General features: G+C 49.7%; 5 protein-coding genes. 4 read left to right on the plus strand and 1 reads right to left on the minus strand.

The window, feature by feature from the left end; all coding sequences use genetic code 11:
* Window positions 1–43 precede the first annotated feature (43 nt).
* The 4 genes from AC3ZFK_RS02985 to AC3ZFK_RS03000 are packed head-to-tail and all read left to right on the plus strand — an operon-like array spanning window position 44 to window position 5,761.
* Window positions 44–1,180 (plus strand): cytochrome-c peroxidase, encoded by a 1,137-nt coding sequence (locus tag AC3ZFK_RS02985; RefSeq protein WP_487506332.1) that lies wholly within the window; start codon window positions 44–46, stop codon window positions 1,178–1,180.
* Window positions 1,181–1,199: 19 nt separating this feature from the next.
* A complete protein-coding gene (locus AC3ZFK_RS02990) occupies window positions 1,200–2,459 on the plus strand; it encodes a cytochrome-c peroxidase (RefSeq protein WP_487506333.1) in 1,260 nt (419 codons plus the stop codon).
* The gene (locus AC3ZFK_RS02995; RefSeq protein ID WP_487506334.1) at window positions 2,459–3,055 is read left to right on the plus strand and encodes an arsenate reductase (azurin) small subunit; all 597 of its coding nucleotides are present in this window, start codon (window positions 2,459–2,461) and stop codon (window positions 3,053–3,055) included. The genes AC3ZFK_RS02990 and AC3ZFK_RS02995 overlap by 1 nt, the downstream gene beginning before the upstream one ends.
* Window positions 3,056–3,067: 12 nt before the next feature.
* Window positions 3,068–5,761: an arsenate reductase (azurin) large subunit gene (locus AC3ZFK_RS03000; RefSeq protein ID WP_487506335.1), complete on the plus strand. Its 2,694-nt coding sequence runs from the start codon at window positions 3,068–3,070 to the stop codon at window positions 5,759–5,761.
* 294 nt (window positions 5,762–6,055) lie between these two features.
* Here the strand turns inward: AC3ZFK_RS03000 and AC3ZFK_RS03005 are convergent.
* Window positions 6,056–6,504: hypothetical protein (locus AC3ZFK_RS03005; protein WP_487506336.1), on the minus strand; the 449-nt coding region annotated here is incomplete at its 5' end.

Below are 6,504 nucleotides of genomic sequence, written 5' to 3' on the forward strand. Positions count from 1 at the left end.
TTGGCGAATATTTTTTTGTTAAACCATACAACGGAGAAACAATATGGGAGAACGACTGAAAACAGTGCAAGGTGCAATCGCAGCAACGATTGCCCTGAGCCTGAGTGTCGGGGTATCCACAGCGGTTGCAGCAGGGTCTCATGGACCAGTTGCCAAGATCGATGTGAATGCTGCGAAGGCTGAGCTCGGTAAACGACTCTTCTTTGACCGCCGCCTATCGGGTGATGCGGGTATAGCATGTGCGGATTGTCACAGTCCAGATCACGGTTTTGGTAGTAAGGATGCGCTTTCACCTGGATACCCAGGTAACGGCCATTTCCGCAACGCACCATCACTGGTGAATACGGCACATAAGAAGACATGGATGCATGATGGCCGCCTCGGTACCAACCTCAATGATGTTACTCGTGAGATGCTCACAGAGGACTACATCATGAATATGGACATGCGGATGATGCAGGAACGTGTCAAACAGGATTCAGAATACCTGGCACTCTACAAGGCTGCAGGTATGAATGAGCCATCAAATGGCAGTATTCGTAAAATGCTCCCTATCTTCATGAAGACTCTGACCACACGCAATGCGCCAGTGGACAATGGGACTATGAGTGATGCAGCAAAACGTGGCGGAGCAATCTTTGACGGCAAGGGTGGATGTAACCAGTGTCATACTGGTGCCCTCTACTCAGATGGTGGTCGTCACAACACAGGTGTTCCTGAGAATCTGGATGTCTTCCTTGATCCAATGAACCATCAGGCATACCTAGCCTACGGAATTGGTATGGGGGTTGAGAATATTTTCAATACCAAACGTGATATTGGTGCGGCAGTACAGACTCATGAGGCTGACGGTTCTGACCGCGGCATGTTCATGACCCCGCAGTTACGTGGTCTCAAGTACAGTGCTCCATATATGCATAACGGCATGATGGGCACGCTTGATGATGTGGTTGAGTTCTACAATCAGGGTGGTGGTCAGGATAGCAACAAGAGCTCTCTGCTTAAGCCACTACGTTTGACTGACGGTGAGAAAGCTGATCTGGTGGCCTATCTTGAGGCACTATCAGGCGACGCACTGACTGGTCCAGAGTTTGTATGGTCCAAGCCATTCCCTGCAGAGTATGAGGTTATCGAGAACTGGAGACAGGTCGATAACCGTACACGTGCACCAATCAAATAAGCGATCAGGAGAGTTAATTATGTTTGAAAAGAAAAACAGAAACCCAATCGCTGTTGCTGTCGTAATGACTACAACATTGATGGTTGGATGTACCTCACAGGCGGGTTCTGTTGCCACCGAGACTGCAGCTGCTCCAACAGTTGTTGCCTCCATGGATAGTGGAACACCTATAGTAGCACCTGGCCTTAAGCCGGCTGGCGCCTCAATCAACCCATCTCTGGCGGCACTTGGTCCAGTACCGGTTCCTCCAGATAACCCCATCACTCCTGCAAAGGTAGAGCTGGGCAAGATGTTGTTTTTTGAGCCAGCAATCGGTGGTGATACCTCAACTCCTTGCTCTGCATGTCATGAGCCGGATCAGGGTTGGGCATGGGCCGAGGATATCTCTCGTGGATACCCAGGTACTGTTCACTGGCGTAACAGCCAGACTGCGGTTAACTCAGCCTACTACCCACGTCTCTTCTGGGCAGGTTCTGTATCCTCACTAGAGGCACAGGCCAAGTCTGCGGCAGGCGGTGCAGTAGCAGGTAATGCGGAGTTCGATATTGTTGAGGCCCGTCTTGCTCTGATGCCAGAGTACAGAAAACGTTTCAATGAGGTCTTCGGCGACGAAATGCCTCTATACAGAAATGCATTCCGTGCGATTGCTGCTTTTGAGCGTGCTGAGCTGGTTCAGCGTGATGCACCAATTGATAACTACTTCAATGGTGATGACAGCGCACTGAGCGAAGAGCAGAAGCGCGGTATGGCTCTGTTTAACGGCAAGGCAAACTGTATTGAGTGTCATAATGGCCCAATGGCTACGGATTTTGACTTCTACAATATTGGTGTGCCTACTCTAGAGCGTTGGAAGACCGATGGTCTGGCACAGATAACTTATCGTTATGAGATGTATGCCAAGGGTTCAAACGAGGAGATGTATCGCAACTCCAAGGGCGATCCAGGCTTCTACTTCCGTGGTAAGAATAGCTGGGACAAGGGTAAATTCCGGGTTCCATCACTGCGCTACACTATGTATACCGCACCGTATATGCATAACGGCACACTCATGACACTGGAAGATGTTGTTGACTTCTATAATGAGGGCGGTGGCCATAATGACTACTCCAAAAACAAGAGTGATCTTATCAAGCCTCTTGGTCTGAGTGATGAAGAGAAAGAAGATCTGGTTGCGTTCCTGGAGGCATTCTCTGGTGATGAGATTGAGATTGAGCGTCCCAAGATGCCTGGTTATGCACCTCTGTTTACCAAGGCAGAGCTGATGATGGAGAAGAAATAATGAGCACTAAAACAGAAGTGACAAAGAAAAGAGAGGACCAGACTGCTGGTGAGCACGGCAAGTGCATGCTCAACCGCCGTCAGTTCCTGATGTACAGTGGTGCTACTGCAGCCACTGCGAGCACTGTCTCTCTTACCCTGTTCCCAGGAACAGCCAAGGCTGTACAGACCAAGGCACGAGTGGTTGGTTATCCTCGCAAACTGGTTGGTAAGCTGAGTGAGATGAAGGATAACGTTCCAGTAATGATCAACTATCCAGATAATGGCAAGAACTCCATGGCTACCATGGTGAAGACTGGCGTTAAATGTGGTGGTGGAGTCGGTGCTGGACGTGACCTGGTTGCATTCAGTGCGCTCTGTACACATCAGGGTGGCCCACTGCTGGGACGTTACACTGCGGTAGATGAGCATAGAGTTATGGGTTCATGCCCACTGCATCTATCTACCTACGATGTGACTCGCCATGGAATCATTGTCTCTGGTCAGGCTTATGAGAGTCTGCCACAGGTCCTCCTGGAGCTGGATGGAGATGATATCTACGCAGTTGGCATGATGGGGCTGATTTACGGCCGTAACCAGAACCTGATGGAATCTTAAGGAGAAAAAGATATGTCTACAAATTATTATCTGCCAGAAGACTCCGCACCATTGCCACCCAAGCATGCGGAAGTCCTGACTACAGCCTGTGACTACTGTATTGTTGCCTGTGGCTATAAAGTCTATCGCTGGCCTGTCGGCTCTGGTGATGGTGGTCCAACTGCTGATGCAAATGCATTCGGTCAGGACTTCCCAACCAGCGCCCTTCAAAACTGGGTAGCCCCTGCACAGCATAATGTTGTTATGCACGGTGGTCGTCCACATAACGTGATCGTTGTCCCTGATAAGGACACTCAAGCGGTTAACAAAACCGGTGACTCCTCCATGCGTGGTGGTCTGCTTGCAGCCAAGTGCTACAATCCAAAGACCCCTACCCGTGATCGTCTCACCAATCCTATGGTACGTATCAACGGTACCCTTCAGCCAGTTAGTTGGGACTTCGCTCTCGATATTGCTGCTGAGGTTGGTAAGTATGTCATCAAGAACCATGGCGCTAACGCCTACTCGGTGAAGACATTCTCCTACCAGTATCTTGAGAACACCTATGCGATCAAGAAGTATGCACGTCGTAATGTAAATACTGCATCCTTCACCTTCCACGATACCCCATCTGACGTAACCTCTACACCAGGTTTCCGTGATGCCGGTTTCGATAACTTTGGCCCATCATATGATGACTGGGGAGATGCAGATGTACTGCAGATCCATGGTACAGATCCGTATGAGACCAAGACCATTATCTATACGCAGTTCATCAAACCTGCGATTGAGCGTGGCATGAAGACCATCTGGCTGAATCCTCGTGAGACTGCCGGTATCGCCTATGCAAACAGCAAGGGTCCTGATCAGACTATCCACTTCCAGCTGACACTTGGTACCGATACGGTGCTTATGGGTGCAATTGCCCGTGTCATCTGTGAGAACGGATGGGAGGACAAGGATTGGGTAAACAACTGGGTCAACAGCAAGTGGGAGACCTCTTCCGGCTTCGGTCAGGGAACCCGTAATACCCCATGGCAGTGGCGTACAACCTGGGGCATGTTCCAGCTCAAGGGTGGCTATAAAGGCTACAGCAAGTGGGTTCAGTCCAAGGATGAGTACAAGGTAGAGAATGCCGCGAAGATCTGTGATGTTCCTGCTGCAGATATCATCAAGGCTGCTGAGTGGCTCACCAACAAGGGCGCTGGAACCAAGGCCTCCTTCGGTATCGAGAAGGGCTACTACTGGTCCAACAATACCGGTAACACCAATGCTGTATCTTCACTGGCAACCATCTGTGGTGCCGGCGGACGTCCAGGACAGGTTGTTGGTCGCTTCGGTGGTCACCAGCGTGGTGGTGCAGGTGGCGGTAGCTATCCTCGTAACAAGTCTCCAGAGAAGCGTCCAGGTCGTCGTCGTCGTTCACTCGACACCGATCGTTACCTGATCTCCGGTCACACCCGCTTTGCACACGTAATCGGTACTACCTGGATTCAGGCAATGACCGGTTCTCAGAGCCTCTACCACAAGTTCCATGAGCTGGTACTTGCCAACCCTAATCAGGTTAAATCCTATGATAAGGGTGATATCATCGAGACCCTGAAGAAGCGTGCTGATTCTGGTGGTATGGTTGTGATCAATCAGGATATCTATCTACGTGATCCAATCGGTGCCCGTTTCGCGGATGTGGTCTTCCCGGCTGCAACCTGGGGTGAGTCTGACTTCACCAGATCAAACGGTGAGCGTCGTCTTCGTATCTACAACAAGTTCTACGATGCCCCAGGACAGGCAATGCCAGACTGGTGGATTATTGGTGGAATGGCGAGCCGTATGGGCTACGAAGGCTTCGACTGGAAGAGCGCCAATGAGGTTGCGGAGGAGTCTACACGCTCCAGCCGTGGTAACCGTAAGGCATACCATATGATCAAGGTCGCGGCACATCGTGAGGGTAAAACCTTCCATGAGAAGATGCGTGAGTTTGGTACTACTGGTATCCAGGGACCAACAGTCTATAACTACAACACCGGTGAACTGCATGGAACCAAGCGTCTCCATGACACTACACTGACTGAAGCAGATATGGAGCGTATGGGTGTCACCCAGGGTGCCAACATGACCAACAAGAAGATGACGCACTTCAACTCTCAGACCGGTAAGGTCAATATCCAGAAGCATCCATGGAAACTGTTTGCAGACTTCCATGATTGGCTCTCTCCCAAGGGGGACGAGCTCTGGTTCTCGAATGGTCGTATCAACGAGATCTGGCAGTCTGGATTTGATGATGTTGAGCGTCGTCCTTACGTGACACAGCGTTGGCCTGAGAACTGGGTAGAGATCCATCCTGATGATGCCAAGGCTCGTGGAATCGAGTCTGGTGATCAGGTCATGCTCTACTCTGATCGTGTGGTCGAGTCCAAGGACACCATCCTCGGTGTTCATGGCAATGACTTCCAGTTCTCTGAGATGATGAAGAATGGTCATCTCAAGCTAACCAAGGCCGCAGTCACAGCCGTTGCAGTAATCGCTCCCCACCTGAAGAAGGGAATGATGTACGGCAATATGCTGGATATGCGCCAGCCCAACAATGCGTTGCAGAACCGCGTGGTCGATCAGATCAGTGGTAACTACAACTACAAGATGGGTGTGGCCAGGGTCAAGAAGATTGGTGAGTCGAAGTACAAGAAGGAGTTCCGCTCCATGTCCTTCGCACCACGTAATATCATCTAGATCTGACCTTCGTGTTGTGAAAAACCCCGGTAGCTTAAATGCTACCGGGGTTTTTTTATGGTGTTTGAATCCTTGTGAAAATTCTGAAAAAACTTTTTCAGAGGCTCCCTAACTAACCATAGGTAGAAAAATTGATCCAGGTCAATTCAGTAGAATCAGTAATCAACTATAGTCTTAAGTGTCTGTTGTGATCTCCGATTATTATTCCTACATTAGTATGAAGAGGGAGCAGGCACCGCACCGGTTCACTTCTCCAAGCGAACCGGTGCATCTGTGTGAATGGTTGATGTAGTGCTAGAAGTGGGGATTTTGTAGGTGAAAGAAGGGTGTATCTTCCCCTTTTTTACCATTTAGCCTCTCTTCAGCCTCGTTGAGGATATCAATCATCTCAATCTGAAAATCGTTAAACGGTATCTCTTTGCCTTTGGTGCTACCCCAGTGGTCACGTACAAACTTTCCAAGCCTGTCTGTGATCTGGTCAGCATCTGCGAATAGTTTTTTTCCATAAGCGACTGTTTCAGCAGGGCAATCGGGTTGGCTGATGGTTGATTTAATGTGGTCAGTCTCTACGGAGAAGTACTCTGATAGAGAGGTGGTGAATTTTTGCAGCTCATTCACCAGATAGGGGATATCAAAATGACCACTACCACAATGGCTTCTGATTGCCGATAGTGTCCCTAACAGACTGTGTTGCTCATCAAGAAGATCTTGATCCATCTTTATCTCCAATATCAATGGGTTGT

This window comes from Candidatus Thiopontia autotrophica, from assembly GCF_982804495.1.

Bases quoted from the DNA above. Each gene is read 5' to 3' on its own strand.
- AC3ZFK_RS02985 (WP_487506332.1), top strand. From the start codon at position 44: ATGGGAGAACGACTGAAAACAGTGCAAGGTGCAATCGCAGCAACGATT.
- AC3ZFK_RS02990 (WP_487506333.1), top strand. From the start codon at position 1,200: ATGTTTGAAAAGAAAAACAGAAACCCAATCGCTGTTGCTGTCGTAATG.
- AC3ZFK_RS02995 (WP_487506334.1), top strand. From the start codon at position 2,459: ATGAGCACTAAAACAGAAGTGACAAAGAAAAGAGAGGACCAGACTGCT.
- AC3ZFK_RS03000 (WP_487506335.1), top strand. From the start codon at position 3,068: ATGTCTACAAATTATTATCTGCCAGAAGACTCCGCACCATTGCCACCC.